The 18,532-nt window shown below is 73.4% G+C and carries 10 protein-coding genes; 3 read left to right on the forward strand and 7 right to left on the reverse strand.

Annotated elements, in window-relative coordinates:
- Window positions 1-141 precede the first annotated feature (141 nt).
- The 3 genes from sbnB (at window position 142) to ACWEF6_RS37390 (ending at window position 3,611) form a co-directional block, all read left to right on the forward strand.
- Complete coding sequence (sbnB, locus tag ACWEF6_RS37380; protein ID WP_449687280.1) at window positions 142-1,179, forward strand: 2,3-diaminopropionate biosynthesis protein SbnB; 1,038 nt, start codon at window positions 142-144, stop codon at window positions 1,177-1,179.
- A 13-nt stretch (window positions 1,180-1,192) separates the two neighbouring features.
- The gene (sbnA, locus tag ACWEF6_RS37385) at window positions 1,193-2,158 is read left to right on the forward strand and encodes a 2,3-diaminopropionate biosynthesis protein SbnA (protein WP_449687281.1); all 966 of its coding nucleotides are present in this window, start codon (window positions 1,193-1,195) and stop codon (window positions 2,156-2,158) included.
- Between the two features lie 142 nt (window positions 2,159-2,300).
- Window positions 2,301-3,611: an MMPL family transporter gene (locus ACWEF6_RS37390; RefSeq protein WP_449687282.1), complete on the forward strand. Its 1,311-nt coding sequence runs from the start codon at window positions 2,301-2,303 to the stop codon at window positions 3,609-3,611.
- A gap of 64 nt (window positions 3,612-3,675) precedes the next feature.
- On the opposite strand, the gene ACWEF6_RS37395 is transcribed toward ACWEF6_RS37390, so the two are convergent.
- The 7 genes from ACWEF6_RS37395 to ACWEF6_RS37425 all read right to left on the reverse strand — a co-directional run bounded on the left by ACWEF6_RS37395 (window position 3,676) and on the right by ACWEF6_RS37425 (window position 18,529).
- Window positions 3,676-4,641, reverse strand: a complete 966-nt coding sequence (locus tag ACWEF6_RS37395; protein ID WP_449687283.1) for an ATP-binding cassette domain-containing protein — start codon at window positions 4,639-4,641, stop codon at window positions 3,676-3,678.
- Window positions 4,641-4,844 carry an MbtH family protein gene (locus ACWEF6_RS37400; RefSeq protein ID WP_310969876.1) on the reverse strand — a complete coding sequence of 68 codons (204 nt, stop codon included), beginning with the start codon at window positions 4,842-4,844 and terminating at the stop codon, window positions 4,641-4,643. Before ACWEF6_RS37400 ends, ACWEF6_RS37395 begins: the two co-directional genes overlap by 1 nt.
- A gap of 81 nt (window positions 4,845-4,925) precedes the next feature.
- Entirely contained in the window at window positions 4,926-5,738 is an 813-nt protein-coding gene (locus ACWEF6_RS37405) for an ABC transporter permease (protein ID WP_449687284.1), read from the reverse strand.
- Window positions 5,735-15,778, reverse strand: coding sequence for an amino acid adenylation domain-containing protein (locus tag ACWEF6_RS37410; RefSeq protein ID WP_449687285.1), 10,044 nt, complete (start codon window positions 15,776-15,778; stop codon window positions 5,735-5,737). The genes ACWEF6_RS37405 and ACWEF6_RS37410 overlap by 4 nt, the downstream gene beginning before the upstream one ends.
- Window positions 15,778-16,743: a pyridoxal-phosphate dependent enzyme gene (locus tag ACWEF6_RS37415; protein ID WP_449687286.1), complete on the reverse strand. Its 966-nt coding sequence runs from the start codon at window positions 16,741-16,743 to the stop codon at window positions 15,778-15,780. The genes ACWEF6_RS37410 and ACWEF6_RS37415 overlap by 1 nt, the downstream gene beginning before the upstream one ends.
- On the reverse strand, window positions 16,734-17,915 hold the full coding sequence (locus tag ACWEF6_RS37420; RefSeq protein ID WP_449687287.1) for an acyl-CoA dehydrogenase family protein: 1,182 nt from the start codon (window positions 17,913-17,915) through the stop codon (window positions 16,734-16,736). The genes ACWEF6_RS37415 and ACWEF6_RS37420 overlap by 10 nt, the downstream gene beginning before the upstream one ends.
- A complete protein-coding gene (locus ACWEF6_RS37425; protein ID WP_449687288.1) occupies window positions 17,912-18,529 on the reverse strand; it encodes a DUF2786 domain-containing protein in 618 nt (205 codons plus the stop codon). Before ACWEF6_RS37425 ends, ACWEF6_RS37420 begins: the two co-directional genes overlap by 4 nt.
- Window positions 18,530-18,532: the final 3 nt, after the last annotated feature.

Raw genomic sequence — 18,532 nt, forward strand, 5'->3', positions numbered from 1 at the left:
CCTCGCCACGCACTGACCCAAGCGCCCCAATGTGGCGTTGGGTGCGTCTGACGCACCGAACGCCACATTGGGTGCGTCCAACGCAACCAACGCCACATTGGGGCGCTCTGGCCCACCCCACGCCTCAGGAAGGTTTCCAGCATGAGCACCAGCGCGTCCGTCCCGGAGTTCGCCGTGATCTCCGGGGCGCAGGTCCACGAAGTCCTCGACGGACAGGAAAAACTCGTCATCGACCTGATCGAGTCGGCCTACCGCCTGCACGGCGCCGGTGACACGGTCAACCCGCCGTCCTACTTCCTGCGCTTCCCGGACCGGCCGTCGTCGCGGATCATCGCGCTGCCGGCGTCGGTCGGCGGGGACATCGCGGTCGACGGGCTGAAGTGGATTTCGAGCTTCCCGGAGAACGTCGCGAGCGGGCTGCCGCGGGCCTCGGCGATCCTCGTCCTCAACGACCGGCGGACCGGGTATCCGCTGGCCTGCCTGGAAAGTTCCATCATCAGCGCGACCCGCACCGCCGCGTCGGCCGCGCTCGCCGCCGACTGGCTGACCCGGGACCGGGCGCGGCCCGCCCGGCTCGGCATCGTCGGCACCGGCCTGATCGCCCGGTACATCCACACCTACCTGGCCGCCGGGGGCTGGACCTTCGACGACGTCGGCGTCTTCGACCTGAGCACCGCGCACGCCGAGGGGTTCCGCGGCTACCTGACCGCGGCCGGGCAGGCGTCGGTGACCGTGCACGAGTCCGCCGAAGACCTGATCCGCGGCAGCGACCTGGTCGTGTTCGCCACGGTTGCCGGGGAGCCGCACGTCCACGACCCGGCGTGGTTCGACCACAACCCGCTGGTCCTGCACGTCTCGCTGCGCGACCTCTCGCCGGAGGTGGTCCTCGCCTCGACCAACGTCGTCGACGACGTCGAGCACTGCCTGAAGGCGAACACCTCGGTGCACCTGGCCGAGCAGCGGACCGGGGACCGGGAGTTCCTGTCCGGGACGCTGAACGACGTCATGACCGGCAAGGTGGCGCTGCCGAAGGACCGGCCGCTGGTCTTCTCGCCGTTCGGGCTCGGGGTGCTCGACCTCGCCGTCGGCAAGCACGTCTACGACCAGTTGCACACCGCCGGCGACCTGCGGACCGTGCCCGAGTTCTTCTTCGAACTCGACCGGTACGGGAAGAAGTGACGGGAGCCCCCGCGTGCCGATCATCACCGCCCCGCAGGACTTCAACACCGACGACCTGTTCGTCGACCTCCGCCGGTTCGCCGGCCACCCGCTGTACCTCAAGTGCGAAGGCTTCAACTTCGCCGGGTCGATCAAGATCAAGGCGGCCCGGTCGATGGTCGCCGCGGCCGAGCGCCGCGGCGACCTGCGGCCCGGCTCGACGCTCGTGGAGAGCTCGTCCGGCAACCTCGGCGTGGCGCTGAGCCTGGTCGCCGCCAGCTCCGGCTACCGGTTCGTGTGCGTCACCGACTCGCGGTGCACGCTCGGGGCCCGGCAGCTGATGGAGACCCTCGGCGCCGAAGTCCGCATCGTCACCGAGCCGCACCCCGAGCACGGCCTGCTGGGCGCGCGCATCGAACTCGTGCGGCGGCTGTGCGCCGAGCACGGCCACGTGTGGCTCAACCAGTACGAGAACGCCGGGAACTGGCGCGCCCACTACGAAACGACCGGACCGCAGATCGCCGCCGCCTTCCCCGATGCGGACGTCGTCTTCATCGGGGCGGGCACCACCGGGACGCTGATGGGGTGCGCGCGGTACCTGCGCGAGCACCGGCCCGGCACCCGGGTGGTCGCGATCGACACGGTCGGCTCGGTCACCTTCGGCACGCCACCGGCCCGGCGGATGATTCCCGGGCTGGGCACCGGGATCCGGCCGCCGCTGCTCGACACGTCGTACGTCGACGACGTCCTGCACGTCGAAGAAGCGGACACCGTGCGCACCTGCCGGGCCCTCACCCGGGAGGGGTTCTGCTTCGGCGGCTCCACCGGAACCGTCGTGAGCGGCGCCCTGCGCTGGCTTTCCGGGCACGAGGACGTCGGCACGGCCGTGGCGATCGCGCCCGACCTCGGCGACCGCTACCTCGACACCGTCTACCACGACCAGTGGGTGGCCGACCTCTACGGGGAGGACCTGCTCGAAGAGCGGGTGCCCGCCTTGTGATCCACCACACACGGCCTAGCACCACCGCGGATCCGGGAGTCACCCCCCGTGAACGAATGATCACGGTTCACTAGACTCGAACACATGCGCGGACAGCCGAAACCGCGAACGCGCCATGCCCGTCGGGTCGAAGGGGACGATCGTGAAGCCTTCATTGGCCGTCCGCGCTTCCTGCTGGTCCGCCGGCCACGCCGGCGCGGTCATCGCCCTCTGGCTGGTCTTCGTGGGCCTGGCCCAGCTGCCGGGCCTCACCGGCGGGCACCGGCTGGGTGACGGCTCGCTCTCCGACCCCGACGTGGCGGCGAACTGGTGGCCGGTGGTCGCCGCGCCCGTCGCGGTGCTCCTGAGCGTGCCGTTCTCCCGGCTGCTGCTGCTCGTGTCCGCGTTGTTCATCAGCGTGGTGACGGCGGCGTCGGCGGCGATGCTCGACACGGTCTCCGAGTCCGTCGCGATGTCCCCGCTCACCGGCGACGCGGCCCTGCTGGTCGTCATCACGGTTTCGGTGCAGCACATGCTGTTCACCTTCTGCCGGCGGCGCGAAGCACTGGCCGGCGGGAACGACACGTCCCAGGCCGCGCGGATCGTCGCGAGCACGGCGGGCAACGCCGCGCTCGTCTCCGGCAGCGGGGTGGCCGCGGCGCTGGCCGCGGTGGCGCTCGCCGGATCGGCGGACCTGATGCCGCTGGCCACCGCGGTCCTGGTGGCGGTGCTGGTGTCGACGGTCGCCGCGTTGAGCCTGCTGCCCGCGTTGAACGATCGAGTGCTCACTTCGCCGCGCGAACTGCCGCCCCCGAGGCTGACCGTCGCCGACCTGCCCCGCTTCGTCCGGCCGGCGGCGATCGCGCTCGGCCTGCTCTCCCTCGGCGCCGCCGCGGTGTACGGGTCGCTGCGCGTGTTCTCCCGCGGCTGCCCGGGCTGCCGCCCCTTGGTCGACGACCTGGACGCATTCGGGGTGGTGACGTTGCTGGTGGTGCTGGGCCTGGCCACCCTCGTCGCCTACCGGCGGCCGGTGGTGGCGCTGGCGACGTTCGTGTTGAACGGCGTCGCCGTGCTCGCCGGGCTGGGCACGCTGGCCCTGCTGGTCGATCCGCTGCCCGGCTGGGCCCCGATGGTCCTGGTGGTCGTCCTGCTCGTGCCGGGGAACCACCTGCAGGTGTACCTGCTGCACCGGCTCCGGAGCGAAACCCTGGCGGGGATGTCCCGCCGCAACACGGTGGCACACGCCTGCCGCCGGGCCTGGTCGGCTTCCGGCGGCGCACTGCTGGTGACGGTGGTGATGTGGCTGGTCTGGGGCATGACGGAGAGCGGCGACGTCCGCGAGTTCGCCCTGGCGACCACGGTGGTCCTGGTCGCCGACACCCTGATCGTCCGGTTCCTCCTGCTGCCGCGCCTGGCGGTGCTCGGAGGCCGGACGAACTGGTGGCGGGTGCGGGGCCCGAAAGACGCCCGCTGACCCGGGACGGCCGCGGTGCTGCCCGCCTCGGCGGGCAGCTCGGCCGCGGTGCTCCGGTGGTGGATCAGGGGCCCGAAGGACGCCCGGTGAGGTCCAAGAACACTTCGTCGAGCGTCGGGCGCCTCAGCGCGAAGTCCGTGTACTCGACACCCGCGTCGCGCAGGGCGGCGGCCGCGGCCGCGATGCCCCCGGCGGTTTCCGGCAGCTCCACCGCGATACTGCGCTTGCGTTCGTCCACCGTGACCGCCGAGGCCGACACGGCCGACAGCGCCGACACCGCGGGCTGGAGCCACTTCGCGTCGGCGACCGCGACCTCGAGCCGCTCCGCGCCGATCTTGCGCTTGAGCTCGTCGGCGGTGCCCTCGGCGATCACGCGGCCGTGGTCGATCACCACGATGTGGTCGGCGAGGTAGTCCGCCTCCTCGAGGTACTGCGTGGTGAGCAGGACCGTGACACCCTCGTCGACCAGGCCCCGCACGATCCCCCACAGCGTGCTGCGGCTCGCCGGGTCGAGGCCGGTGGTCGGCTCGTCGAGGAACAGCACCGACGGGCGGCCGATCAGGCAGGTCGCCAGGTCGAGCCGCCGCCGCATGCCGCCCGAGTACGTCCCGACTGCGCGGTCGGCCGCCGCGGTCAGGTCGAACCGCTCGAGCAGCTCGGTGGCCCGCTCGCGGGCCCCCCGCCGGCCGAGGTGCAGCAGGGTGCCGAGCAGCTGGAGGTTCTGCCGCCCGGTGAGCAGCTCGTCGACCGCGGCGTACTGGCCGACCAGCCCGATCCGGCGCTGGACCTCCTTCGCCTGCGTGGCCACGTCGAAACCGGCCACCCGGGCGGTGCCGCCGTCCGGGCTCAGCAGCGTCGCGAGGACCCGGACGGTCGTGGTCTTGCCGGCGCCGTTGGGGCCGAGCAGGCCCAGCACCGAGCCGGCGGGCACCCGCAGGTCGATGCCGGCCAGGGCCTGGTGCTCGCCGAAGCCCTTGCGCAGGCCGGTGACTTCGATGGCCGCTTCGCGGTCGAGCGCGTCGCTCGCCATCAGCCGGCGTCCTGCAGGCTCTTCGGGCGCAGGTCCGTCCAGGTGGCCTCGACGTGGGCGACCGCCTCCGCGCGGGAGCTGTCCCCCAGCACGACGTCCCACCCCGGTGGCACCGCCGCGAACACCGGCCAGATGCTGCGTTCTTCCTCGGCGTTGACCAGGACGAGGAACCGGCCGTTCTCGTCGTCGAATGGACTCGTCACTTCACATCTCCGTCTGTCTCGGGCAGCTTGCTGTCATGGTGTTCGGACCGGCTGACGGCGCGCTGACCGCCACCTGACCCGCTAGGCGATGGTGCGGTACTTCCGGAAGCTCAGGGCGCAGGCCAGCACGAGCGTGACGACGAGGGTGATGGCCACGACCACGCCGGGGTGCTGGGCGGGGAACCCGGTTTCGTCGACCGGCGTGCCCCACATGCGGCGGACGGCGGTGGTCACCGAGCTGACCGGGTTCCACTCCGCGACCGGCCGCAGCCACCCGGGCAGCCGGTCGGTCGACATGAACGCGTTGGAGAGGAAGGAAAGCCCGAGCGTGGCCACCGCGCCGATGCCGTCGATCGCCTCGGGGTTGCGCAGCGACAGGCCGAGCAGGATGCCGACCCAGATCATCGCGTAGAGGAACACGACGAGCAGGGCGAGCCCGCCGACGAGCGGCAGGAACCCGGTGTGCACCCGGCCGCCGACGAGCAGCCCGGAGGCCACGGTGATGGCGAGCGCGATCAGGCCGACCACGAGGTCGCCGAGGGAGTGCCCGATCAGCACGGCGGGCCGGACGATCGGCAGCGAGCGGAACCGGTCGGTCAGGCCGCCGTTGAGATCGGTGGCGACGGCGATGGCGGTGGGCGCGATGCCGGCCAGGCCGACCTGCATCAGCGCCGCCGGGAACAGGAACTCCGGGTAGCTGCCGCTGCCCGGCACGATCACCGCGTCCTTGAACACGTACCCGATGGCCAGCATGGTGATCAGCGGGTTCAGCGTGACCGCCAGCAGGCGGCCGGGAACGTTGCGCAGGTGGGTGAGCCGGCGCCCGGCGAGCGCCAGCACCTCCACCACGGCGTCGGAAACCCGCCCGGTCCGCACCGGGGCAATCACAGTCATTCGTCCTCCTCGGAAGAGCCGTCCAGAGCGGCGGCGACGATCCGGCCGATGGCGGCCTGGGCTTGCGGGTGCATCATGAATTCGTGCCCGCAGCCGATGCGGTGCGTCTCGATCGCGCCGTCGACGTGCGGTGCCCAGCGGCCGGGCCGCTCGGCGAGGTCGGCTTCGGAGAGGCCGTCGGCCGCCAGGAACAGCAGCAGGCGCCCCGAGAAGCGGGCGGGCTCGTACCGGAGCGCGAGCTCGCCGTTGTTGCTCATCACGTCCAGCACGCGGGCCATCCGCTCCTCGCCGATCCCGGCCAGCCGCGACCCGCCCCGGCGCAGGACGTCGATGACGGCCGCCGGGGACAGATCGGCGTCCTCGTCGGCGTCGAAACCGAGGTGCTCGAGGAAGCTGACCAGCAGCTCGTGGCGGGTCGGCGGGGCCTGGCCGTCGGCCTCGACCGGGAAGCTGTCCAGCACGCACAGCGTCTCGACCTGCTCCCCCGCTTCCTGCAGCTGCACGGCGATTTCGTGCGCCAGCAGCCCGCCGAAGGACCAGCCGAGCAGGTGGTACGGGCCCGCCGGCTGGATCGCGCGGATCCGGGCGGCGTACTCCTCGGCGACGTCCTCGACGCTGACCGGCAGTTCGCCGTCCCCGCCGATGTTCGGCGACTGCAGCCCGTACATCGGGCGGCCGGGGGCGAGGTGCTGGACGAGCCCGAGGTAGGGCAGGCTCAGCCCGAGTCCCGCGTGCACGCAGAACAGCGGCGCGCGGTCGCCGTCCGGCCGGATCGGCAGCACGGGCGCGAACGGGTCGAGCACGTCACCCGCGCCGCCGCCGGTGCCGGCCAGCGCGGCGAGGCGCTCGACGGTCCCGTGCGTCAGGACGTCCGCGACGGTGAAGTGCAGACCGGCGTTGCGGGCCAGAGCGACGAGCCGGACGGAGAGCAGGCTGTTGCCGCCCAGGGTGAAGAAGTCGGCGTCGGCGTCGACCTCGGGCAGGCCGAGGGTTTCGGCGAAGGCCAGCCGGAGGACCTCCGCGGCGGCGGTGCCGGCTTTCCGTTCGGGCGTGGGCAGTTTCGCGTGGTCGAGGTCGCCGGCCAGAGTGAGCGGGATGGCCTCGATGGCGACGATCGCCGACGGGACCGCGAAGTCCGGCAGTTCCCGCGCAAGGTGGTCGCGCAGGTCGTCGCCGCGGCCGACGACGTAGGCAACGAGCTGGTCGTCCCGGACCACGACGGCGGCCGCGGCGACATCGGGGTGCCGCAGGAGCGCGGCTTCGACCTCTCCCGGCCGGACGGCGAACCCGCGGGCCCGCAGGGTGCCGCCGACCGGTTCGAGACTCCCGTCGAGGCGGCGGCGGACGACGTCGCCGGTGCGGAACATCCGGGCGCCGGGGGCGAAGGGATCGGCGACGAAGTGCGTGGCGGTGCGGCCGGGTTCTCCCGCGAAGCCGCGGGCGGGGGTCGCGAGCCAGAGGTCGCCGTGGGCGCCGGGTGGGACGGGCCGGAGGGTGTCGTCGAGGACGTAGGCCCGGGACGAGGGCGGCAGGGTGCCGGGTTCGGCCGGGCCGGTGAGGGTCCGGTAGTGGGTGTGGACTTCGGCGCCGGCCCGGTAGAGCCGTTCGGTGAGCGGGGCGGCGAGAGGTTCGCCGGCGACGATCAGCCGGACACCGGCGAGGGCCGGTTCGTGCCGGGCCGCGAGCGCCCGGACCTGGTGCGGGGTGGCAAAGAGGACGGCGGGCAGTTCGCCTTCGAGGAGCTGCGCGAGGGCGGCGGGATCGCCGGTTTCGGCCTCGGCGAGGTGGACCGACCCGCCCGCGGCCAGCGCGGCGAGGATCGCGGGGATGGCCTCGGGCAGATCCGGGACGACGACCCGGCGACCGGCGGGAATGGACCCCTGCAGGGCGGAGACGGACTCGGCCAGCGCACGGCGGGTGAGGACGGTGCCGTCCGGCAGGTACGCGGCCGCGTGGGCGGGAGCGATCGGCGCGGCGGAGGAGGCAGCGCCGCCGGACCTCGATCCGACCTCGGCCGCCGCGGGGCCACCCACCGGACGGCCCGCCTCAGCGAGCGCCGCCGGGTCTTGGTCCGCGCGACCACCCACCGAACGGCCCGCCTCGGCGAGCGCCGCCGGACCAAGATCCGCGCGGCCGACCTCGATCGTCGCTCCGGGCTGCCCGGTCGGCTCGACCAAGCGGTACGCGGCGCCGGCCTGCAGGGCGGCCAGGACGTGGATCACCCGGTCCAGCGCCGACTCCGCGGCGATCGTCACCGTCCACTCCGGACCGACCCCGCGGGCCGTCAGCTTCCGGGCCGCTTCGGTCACGCGGCGGCGCAGCTGGGCGTGGCTCACCCGGCCGCCCTTCCCGATCAGTGCCGGTCCGCGGCCGCTCCGCAGTGCCGGCAGTTCGGCCGGTTCCGCAGCCACGACAACCGGATCCTGCTCGCCCAGGTCGATCGCGCTCAGCGGCAGCGACGGATCTTCCGCCACCGCCGACAGCAACCGGCTCAGGCGGGTGGCCAGGAACTCCGCCGTCTCCGGGGTGAACAGGTCCGCGCAGTACTCGATGCTTCCCTCCAGGCCTCCCTCCCCCGGGCGCTCGCCGAGCTGGAACGTCAGGTCGAACTTGAACTTCGCGCCCGTCGGCGGGAGGATCTCCGGCCGCACCGACAGGTCGCCGATCGTGAAACGCGGGTCCGGGACCTCGTAGTACGACAGCATCACCTGGAACAACGGCTGCCGCGACAGCGAGCGCGCCGGGCGGGCCAGCTCGAGCAGGAGCTCGAACGGGAGGTCCTGGTGCGCGTACGCCTCGAGGTCGGTGTCGCGCACCCGGGCGACCAGCTCGGCGAACGTCGGGTTGCGGCCGGTGTCGGTGCGCAGGACCAGGGTGTTCACGAAGAACCCGACCAGGCCGTCCGTCACCTCCTCCGACCGGCCCGCCACCAGGCTGCCCAGCGGGATGTCCGTGCCCGCGCCGTGCTTGGTGAGCAGCGCGGCCACCGCCGCCTGGACCACCATGAAGACGCTCGCACCCGACCGGCGGGCCAGCGCGGTCAGTGCTTTGTGGACGGTCGGGGACACCTCGAACCCGACCGAACCGCCCCGGAAAGCGGTCGTGCCCCGGCGCGGGAGGTCCGCGGGCAGCCGCAGCTCGTCGGGAAGGCCGGCGAGTGCGTCGCGCCAGTACTCCCACTGCCGGTCCGCCGCCTGGCGGTCGTCGAGCAGTTCGCGCTGCCAGACCGCGTAATCGGCGTACTGCGCCGGCAGGTCCGCCCACCCGGGCCGGGCGCCTCGCACCCGGGCGTCGTACGCGGTCGCCAGGTCGCGGGCCAGGACGTCCACCGACCAGGCGTCGCCCGCGATGTGGTGCAGGACGAGCAGCAGGACGTGCTCGGCCCCGACGCGGTACAGCGTCGCCCGCAGCGGGCGGTCCGTGGCCAGGTCGAACGCGCGGCCCGCCTCGGCCGCCAGCTCATCGGTGAGCTCGTCCTCGGCGATCGTCGCCGTGGCCAGCACCGGGGCGGGCGGCAGGATCCGCTGGTACGGGACGCCGTCGACGTCCGGGAAGACCGTCCGCAGGATCTCGTGCCGCTCGACGACGTCGTCGAGCGCGGCCGCCAGCGCCGCCGGGTCCAGCGCGCCGCCGAGCCGGACGGCCAGCGGGATGGTGTAGCCCGCGCTTTCGAGGCGGTTCAGGAACCACATCCGGGTCTGCGCGTGGGACAGCGGGATCCGCTCCGGCCGCGTGAGCTTCCGGAACCCGGCGCCCGCCTGGCCCGCGGAGATCAGCCGGCCGGCGAGCCGGCTGACCGTCCGCGCTTCGAACAGGTCGCGAATGGACAGCTGGGCGTCCAAAGCGGACCGGACCCGGCTCACGACCGAGTTGGCCAGCAGGGAATGCCCGCCGATGGTGAAGAAGTCGTCGTCGATCCCGACTTCCGGGACGCCGAGGACGTCGGCCCAGATCTCGCACAGCGTCGCCTCGACCGGGGTGCGCGGACCGCGGGCGGCGGTGCCGGTGTGCTGTTCCGGTGCGGGCAGCGCCTTGCGGTCGATCTTGCCGTGCGCGGTCAGCGGGAAGCGGTCGAGGACGACGTACGCGCCGGGGACCATGTACGCCGGCAGCTGCTCGCTCAGCTGCGAGCGCAGTTCCCCGGCGGTGGCGGTGCCGGTGACGTAGGCGACGAGCCGCCGGTCGTTGCCGGTGCCGTGCACGGTGACGACCGCTTCCCCGACACCCTCGTGTGCGGCGAGGGCGGTTTCGATCTCGCCGAGTTCGATGCGGTGCCCGCGGATCTTGACCTGGAAGTCGCGGCGCTCCACGAACTCCAGCTGACCGTCCGGGCGCATCCGGACCCGGTCGCCGGTGCGGTACATCCGCGTGCCCGGCTCGCCGAAGGGGTCGGCCACGAACACCGCCGCCGTCCGGACCGCGTCACCCGCATAGCCCCGGCCGACCACCAGGCCGCCGACGAACAGCTCGCCGATGGCCCCCACGGGCACCGGACGCAGCTCGTCGCCCAGCACGTAGAGCCGCGAATTCCGCACGGCGTGACCGATCGGCACCACCTCGACGCCGGACCGGATCACCGCGTGCGTCACGTCGTCCGAGCACTCGGTGGGGCCGTAGGCGTTCACCAGCGGCACCTCGGGGAACCGCGCGAACCAGCGCGTGCACAGGTCCGGCGGCAGCGCCTCACCGGTCACCACCAGCCAGCGCAGCCCCGAAACATCGGCAGCCCGCCCGGCCAGATCCCACGAATCCAGCGCCGCGCGCAGCAGTGATGGCACGACCTCCAGCACCGAAACACCCTCGGCCCGGATCAGGCCGAACAGCGCGTCCGGGTCGGCCGCCACGACCCGCGACACCACGCGGACCCGGCCGCCGACCAGCAGCGGCGCCAGCATCTGCCACACCGAGACGTCGAACGTGACCGGCGCGTTCTGCACCACCAGATCCGAAGACGCCAGGCCCAGGTCTTCCACCTTGGCCAGCAGGTGGTTCACCATGCCGCGTCGGTGCACCATCGCGCCCTTCGGGCGACCGGTCGAGCCCGACGTGAAGATCACGTACGCCAGGTCCAGACCGGCGTCGCCGTCGGAAACCGGCGCCCACTCGGTGTCTTCGGCGTCGTCCAGGACCACGATCCCGGTGTCACCACCGGCGATCTCGGCCGCCAGGTCCGCGAAGCCCGGGCCCACCACGACGGCCGTGGCGCCCGAGTCCGCCAGCAGCCCGGCCAGCCGAGCCACCGGCAACGTCGGGTCCAAGGGCAGGTAGGCCGCCCCGGACCACAGCACGCCCAGCACGGACGTCACGAAACCCACCCCGGGGTCGGCCAGGACGCCGACCACGCCACCGGACGGCAGCCGGCGGGACAGCGCACTCGCGCGCCCGGCCAGCGACGCGTACGAAACCCACGCGCCGCCGTCGGCCACCGCGGGCGCGTCCGGCGAGGCCAGCGCGAACCCGCACACCCGCGCCACCACGTCGGCGCCCACCGGCCCGGTGGCACCGGCGCCCCGCTCCAGCTCCGCCGCCGGGACGACGTCGATCGCGCCCAGAGCCACCGAAGGATCGGCGATGGCGGTGTCGAGCAGGTGCCGGAACATGCCGGTGATCCGGCCGGCGCGCTCGGCGTCGAACGCCTCGGGCGCGTAGTCGAACCGGAAGGCCAGTTCGGGGCCGGGGTTCACGACCAGGCTGAGCGGGTAGTGGCGGGAGTCCTCGGTCACGGCGTCGAGCACCCGGACGTCGGCACCCAGCACGACCTCGGTCTGCTCGCCGTCGGCGGGCACGTTCTCGAAGACGATCGCGGTGTCGAACAGCTCGCCGGTGCCGGCCAGGCCGGGCACGTCGTTCTGCACCTCGGCCAGGCCGACGTGCTGGTAGGCCGACATCCGGGCCTGCTGGTCGCGCAGGACGACCAGGAGCTCGTCGAGGGTGCCCGCCGGGTCGAGATCGGCCCGGACCGGGACCGTGTTGATGAACATCCCGACCATGGTCTCCACGCCCGGCAGCTCGGCCGGGCGCCCGGAGGTGACCGAGCCGAACACGACGTCCCGGCGGCCGGTGAGCCGGCCGATCAGGATCGCCCAGCAGGCCTGCACGACCGTGTTCAGGGTGAGCTCGTGGCGGCGCGCCCACGCCACGAGTTCGGCGGTCTCCTCCCGCGACAGCACGACCTCGGCCGACTCCGGCACCGCCTCGAGGTGGCCGTCGACCTCCGGGGCCACCTTCGTGGGCTCGGCGAGGCCGTCGAGGACCTCGCGCCACGCCTGCCGGGCTTCCTGCTCGTCCTGACGGCCCAGCCAGGCCAGGTAGTTCCGGAACGGCGCCACTTCCGGCAGCGCGGCCGCCGGGCCGTGCGTGTACAGCGTGGCGAGCTCGCGGATGAGGATCGGCACCGACCAGCCGTCGGTGGCGATGTGGTGGGCGGTCCAGAGGAACCGGTAACGCCCGGCCGCGACCTTGATCAGGGTGAACCGGACCAGCGGCGGGCGGGCGAGGTCGAACCGGCGCTCCCGGTCCTCGGCCGCCAGCCGGGCCAGCCGTTCCTCGCGTTCGGCTTCAGGCAGCGTGGTCAGGTCGATTTCGGTCCAGGGCAGGCCGACCTCGGCCGCGATCAGCTGCACGGCGTCGCCGCCGCGGCGGTGCCGGAAGTACGCGCGCAGGGTCGCGTACCGGCGCAACAGGGCGGCGCACGCTTCGCGCAGGGCTTCGACGTCGAGCGGGCCGGCGAGGTCCGCGGTGGCCTGCACGGTGTAGACGTCGACGCCGTCGGGGTCGAACTCCGAATGGAACAGCAACCCCTGCTGCAGCGCGGAAAGCGGCCAGGCGTCCTCGATGCGGCCGCCGTCGGGGGCCAGGTCCCGCAGTTCGTCCTCGGTCAGTTCGACCAGCGGGCCGTCCGCCACGGTGAAGTCACCCGCGCCCGGCTCGCGGACGGCGACCTGTTCGGCGATCGCGGCCGGCGTGCGGCGTTCGAGGATGTCGCGCGGGGTCAGCTCGATGCCCGCGGTGCGGGCGCGGCCGGCCACCTGGATCGCGCTGATGCTGTCGCCGCCGAGGGCGAAGAAGTTGTCGTCGATGTAGACCCGCGGCACGGACAGGACTTCGGCGAGGATGTCGCAGACGACCGTCTCGACGGTGTTGCGGGGCCGCCGCCCGACGACCTCGGCCCGGAAGTCCGGGGCGGGCAGCGCTTCGCGGTCGACCTTGCCGTGTTCGGTGAGCGGCAGTTCGTCGAGCACGACCAGCGCCGAGGGGACCATGTAGTCCGGGAGCAGCTGCTGGGCGGTGCTGCGCACGTGGCCGGCGTCGATCGGGTCTTCGGCGTCGACGCCGATGAGGTAGCCGGCGAGGCGTTTGCCGCCGTCGGCGTCGGTGAGCACGCGCACGACGGCGTCCAGCACCCCGGGCACGGACCGCAGGACGCTTTCGATCTCGCCGAGTTCGATGCGGTGCCCGCGGATCTTGACCTGGAAGTCGCGGCGCTCCACGAACTCCAGCTGACCGTCGGAGCGCATCCGGACGCGGTCACCGGTGCGGTACATCCGCTTTCCGGCTTCGCCGAACGGATCCGCGACGAACACCGCCGCCGTCCGCGCCGGATCGCCCACGTAACCGCGGCCCACGACCAGGCCGCCGACGAACAGCTCGCCGATGGCCCCCGCGGGCACCGGACGCAGCTCGTCGCCCAGCACGTACAGGCGCGAATTCCGCACGGGGTGACCGATCGGCACCACCTCGACGCCGGACCGGATCACCGCGTGCGTCACGTCGTCGGAACACTCCGTCGGACCGTACGCATTCACCAGCGGCACCTCGGGGAACCGCGCGAACCAGCGCGAGCACAGGTCCGGCGGCAGCGCCTCACCGGTCACCACCAGCCAACGCAGCCCCGAAACATCGGCAGCCTGCCCGGCCAGATCCCACGAATCCAGCGCCGCGCGCAGGAGCGACGGCACGACCTCCAGCACCGAGACAGCCTCGGCCCGGATCAAGCCGAACAAGGCGTCCGGGTCGGCCGCGATCGCCCGGGACACCACCCGGACCCGGGCGCCGACCAGCAAGGGGGCCAGCATCTGCCACACCGAGACGTCGAACGTGACGGGCGCGTTCTGGACGACCACGTCCGCGGGTTCCAGGTCGAGGTCTTCCACCTTGGCCAGCAGGTGGTTCACCATGCCGCGTTGGTGCACCATCGCGCCCTTGGGACGGCCCGTCGAGCCCGATGTGAAGATCACGTACGCCAGGTCCAAACCCGCGTCGTCGCGGGAAACGGGGGCCCACTCGGCGTCTTCGGCGTCGTCCAGCACGACGACCTCGGCCCCGCCGCCGGCCGCGGCCACGACCTCCGCGGCCAGCTCCTCGTACCCGGGGCCCACCGCCACGGCGGTCACGCCCGCGTCGGCGAGCAGCCCGGCCAAGCGGGCCACCGGCATCCCGGCGTCCAGCGGCACGAACGCCGAACCCGACCACAGCACACCCAGCACGGCCGACACGAACCCGGCACCGGGGTCGGCCAGCACGGCCACGACGCCGCGGGACGCCAGGCGGCGGGACAGGGCACTCGCCCGGCCGGCCAGGGAGCCGTAGGAAACCCACTCCCCGCCGTCGGCCACCGCGGGCGCGTCCGGCGAGGCCAGCGCGAACTCGCACACCCGCGCCACCACGTCGGCCCCGACCGGCCCGGCCGCACCGACCCCGGCCGCCAGCAGCCCGCCCAGCTCGTCCGCCGACACGACGTCGACCGCGCCCAGCACCGCCGAGGAATCGGCCTCGGCGAGCCGGCCGACGAACCCGGCGAGCCGCTCCAGGTGCGCGGTGACGCCGTCGGCGTCGTAGAGGTCGGGGTTGCCGTTGAGGTGGATCTCGATGACGTCTTCGGTGACGTCGAGCACCGTCAGCGAAAGGTCGTTGGTGATCCCGGTCGACAGGTTCATCACGCGCGTGCGGCACTCGCCGAGCCGCAGGCCGGGCTCCGGCGGGAGCACGTTGACGAACGGGCCGCCGAACGGGCGCCGCTCGTCGCTGCGCACGCCGATGTCCCGGCGGATCTGGTTGACGTGGTAGCGCTGGTGCTTCAGGGTCGCGGCCAGCTCCCGGGACGCCTGGGCCAGCAGCTCGGCGATCGTCGTCTGCGGCTCGACCACCATCCGCAGCGGCAGGTAGTTCGCGACCATGCCCGGGGTCGCCCGCGAGCGCACGCCCGCGCGCGCCGCGACCGGGACGGTCAGCAGCAGGTCCTTGATGCCCGAAAGCCGTTGCGTGTAGGCCGCCATCGCGGCGATGAAGAACGTCGGCAGCGTCACCTTCGCCGCCGCGGCCGCCTCGCGCACCGCCTTCGCCGTCTCCGGCGGCAGCATCATCGTGCGCCGCAGGAAGCCGCGGGCCGGCGCCGGTTCCTTGCCGGACAGGCTGACCAGGTCGGGCGTGGTGTCGAAGTGCCGTCCCCAGAACTCCTTGTCCCGCAACCGGTGCGGCGAGTCCTGGTAGGCGAGGTCGGCGTCGAGCAGCAGCCGGAACGGCGGCAGCGCGGTGGGGCCGGGGTCCTCCCCCGCCAGCAGCGCGTTGTAGAGCTCGCCCAGGCGGCGGTGGCAGATCGCCGCGCTGAAGCCGTCGCCGATGAGGTGGTGGGTGGTCAGGTACCAGAAGTGCCGCTGCGCCCCGACCTTGATCAGCGCGCCGCGGAAGAGCGGGAAGTCCTCCAGGGAGAACGGGTGCCGCATGTCCTCGTGCATCCAGCCGAGGGCGGCGGCCTCCGGGTCGGCTTCCCCGGTGACGTCCGGGTAGCGGATCGGCAGCTCGTCGAGCGGCTCGATGAGCTGCCGCGGTTCCCCCTCGACCTCGACGAACCGGGCGCGGAAGCACTCGGCTTCGTCGGCCAGCGCACGCAGGGCCGTCCGGAACACGCCGACGTCCAGCGGGCCGGTGATGTCCAGGTAGTCCGCCATCGCGTAGGCGAGGCCGCCACCGGACAGCTGTTCGTCGTACCAGACGTCGGTCTGTGCGGTGGACAGGGGCAGGAACGCGTCGACCGCGGTCATCAGGGCACCTCGAAGAGTGTTTTGGCGTACGGGGTTTCGTGTTCGGCGCCGTCGAGCAGCGCTTCCGGGCCGTAGTTGTCCTTGACCCACTGGTCCTGGTAGATCGTGTCCAGGTAGCGGTCACCGAGGTCGGGCGAGATCACCACCGCCGTGGCCGCGTCGTTCTCCGCCAGCCAGCCCAGCGCGCCCGCCAGCACCATGCCCGAGCCGCCCCCGAGCAGGAAGCCGCTCAGCGCGAGCTGCCGGCACGCGCGGATCGCGGCCGCCTCGTCGACCCGGACCAAATCGTCCACAAGGGACATGTCGATGACCGGGAACCGGACGCTGGTGCGCACCGCCGTGCTGCGCCGGGCGGCCCGCGGGCCGGGGCCGACGCACTCGACGGCCACGATCCGCACCTGCGGCCGGACCTGGCGCAGGTAGCGCGCGCAGCCGGTGAGGGTGCCGGCCGAGCCGACCCCGACGAAGAGCACGTCGAGGTCCGGCACCGTGCGCAGGATGTCCGGGCCGGTGGAGCGGAAGTGGGCCATCCAGTTGCCCGCGTTGACGTACTGGTCGAGCCAGGTGTAGCCGGCGTTCTCCGCGCACAGGCGCCGCACGAGCCGCAGGCCCGCGGCCGGGTCCGGGGCGACCAGGACCTCGGTGCCGAGGTTCTGCATCAGCTGCCGGGTGAGCAGCGTGCTGCGCGGGTCGGTGACGCAGACGAACCGGTAGCCGCGGCTGGCCGCGACCAGGCTCAGCGCCACGCCGAGGTTGCCCGACGACGTCTCGACGATCGTCGAGCCCGGGCGCAGCACACCGGCGCGCTCGGCCAGCGTCACCATTTCGAGGGCCGGCTTGAGCTTGCTGGAGCGCGCGAAGTTGAAGCCCTCGCACTTCATCAGGACCCGCCGGTCCACGAGGTGGCTGAGGTCGACGTACAGGTCCGTGACGTCGAACTCCTCCGGCCTGGTGATCACCCGCACGACGAACCTCCGGCATACGCGGGAAACGGCTCGCCACGGCCGAGCTTTCCCGTGGTCAGGCCCTGGAAGACGGTGAGCTTCTGGATGTTGCCGGCGCCTTCCATGAACTCGACGCCGCGCGCGTCCCGGGCCAGCTTGTCCAGCGCCGGGTGGTCCCAGCGGGCCCGCGGTCCGAAGAAGCCGCACGCTTCGAGCGTGGCGTCCTCGGCCAGCCGGCACGCTTCGGCTTTCGCCGCCGAGGCGAGGTGGCCGCGGGAGCCGTCGGCGTCGACCTCGATCGCGGACAGGTGCACGAGGTGGCGGACGCCGTCGATGCGGCGGCCCAGCTCGTCGAGCTGGCCGCCTTCGGCGCGCACGTAGTCGTGGGCGGCCGCGGCGATGCCGAGCGCGATCGCGGCGACGCCCGGCCGCAGCCGGTTGAAGGTCTGCACGCACGCCCACATGCCGCGGCGGGCGGGCGAGCGGTCCCGGCCGAGCACGCGCTCGCCGGGCACCGCGACGCCGTCCAGGGTCAGCTCGCAGATCCGCGCGGCCCGCAGGCCCAGCGACTCGAGCGGCTCGGCGTGGAAGCCCGGGTCCGTGGTGTCCACCAGGACCGCCGTCACGCCCAGCGGGCCGGGCCCGGTGCGGGCGAACACGACGCCCAAGCCGGCCCGCGCGGCGTTGCCGACGTACTTTTTGCGGCCGTCGAGGCGGTGCGGGCCGCCGTCGGAGGACGTCGTGAGCGCCGTCTCCAGCGCGGTGGCGTCGGAGCCCCGGTCCGGCTCGGTGAGCGCGAAGAACGTCCAGGTCGGCCGCTCGAGGAGCCGGCCGTAGAACCACTCCTTCTGCTCCCGGTCGGCCAGGACGTCGACGAGCACGCCGGACATCGACGCGCCCGGGCTGGCCAGCATCAGGCCGGCGTCGCCACGGGCGAGCTCTTCGAGCACCACCGTCCGCTCGATCGCCGTCATGCCGTGGAACCGGTGCGGCCCGAGCCGCAGGCCCGCGCCCCCGAACTCCTCGGGGACGAGCATGGTGGCGAGGCAGCGGACGCCGTCGAGGTCCAGGAGCTCGCCGACCCCGTCGGGGTCGGTGTCGAGGCCGGCGCCCGCGGCGCGGAACTCGGTCCCCCACTCGCGGGCCGCGTCCCGCAGTGCTTCGAGCCGTTCGTCGAGCACGGTCGCCGTCACGCCGCGACCTCCGCGGTGTAGGCCCCCGCGAGCAGCTCCGAGACGTCGGCGACCTCGCCCGCGCCGCCGCGGACGAACCCCGCGGCGCCCAGCAGGCGCAGCAGGACGCGGTCGGTGCCGGTGAGCCGCCGGTGCAGGTAGGCCAGGGCCTCCGGCGGCGGGCCCGCCGGGTGTGCGGTCAGGAACGCCCGCACCTCGAGCTGCCCGGTCAGCGCCTCGGCGACGGCGCCCTGGACCAGCTGACGGCGCAGCAGGGTGGTGTCGCCGCTGCGCCGTCCGCCCAGGTAGGCGAGCCCGGTGTCGAGCAGGGCGCCGGACAGGCCCAGCCGCAGCCACACCGACCCGGTCGCCAGGACCTGGCCGGCGTGACCCACGGGCCGGTGCGTCCGCACCAGGACGACGGGGCCGCCGGGCAGCTCCGCCCTCCGGACCACGAGCACGTCGCCGTCCACCGGCCCGGCCGGCAGGACCGCGGTACCACCGGCGCCGAACACCGGTTCCCCGGCCGGCAGGGCCGCGTGCAGCACCGCCAGCGCCGGGGCCATCCCCACCGCGCGGGCGGTGTCGTGGCACCGCAGCCAGGTCGCCGTGATCGGCGGCGAGATCGTGGTCATCGC

This window comes from Amycolatopsis sp. NPDC004772 (genome assembly GCF_053601215.1).